The sequence below is a fragment of the Dellaglioa sp. CoH-57-MRSF-20 genome, from assembly GCF_056781955.1.
The window spans coordinates 1-366 of sequence record NZ_JBXAXV010000169.1; the positions used below are offsets into that span (position 1 = coordinate 1).

Genomic DNA, 366 nt, shown 5'->3' on the forward strand with positions numbered 1-366 from the left:
ATGTTCGGTCATGGGCTCCGCGCCGGATTTCCATGACCATCGGGCTAGAACGCCACCACGATACTCGCGCGGTTCGATCACTTCTACGCATTGCTTCAGGTCTTGAAGAACTTTGGCGGGAGCTTTCACCGTGAGTGAGGTCTGAACACATTGACGCGCTTCGTCAAAGATCAACGAGATTCGATCCTTGCCGGGCATATCGAGACGAACCCGCAGCAAGCAGTCGTGCGTGCACAGAATCACGTCACCGTCCTCAGCCTTCTTGACGCGAAACGAACCTACAGAGGCACCGTTCAACTTGCCCTCTAGTTGCTGGGCTACAGCCAGATCATCAGATTCGGAGTCAATGAGATGAACGCGAGACTT

The 366-nt window shown here is 54.4% G+C and carries 1 protein-coding gene; it reads right to left on the minus strand.

Going from position 1 to position 366, the window contains the following annotated elements; genetic code table 11:
• The coding region (locus AC1RPN_RS08635) for a hypothetical protein (RefSeq protein WP_481763781.1) at positions 1-366 on the minus strand (366 nt) is incomplete at both ends.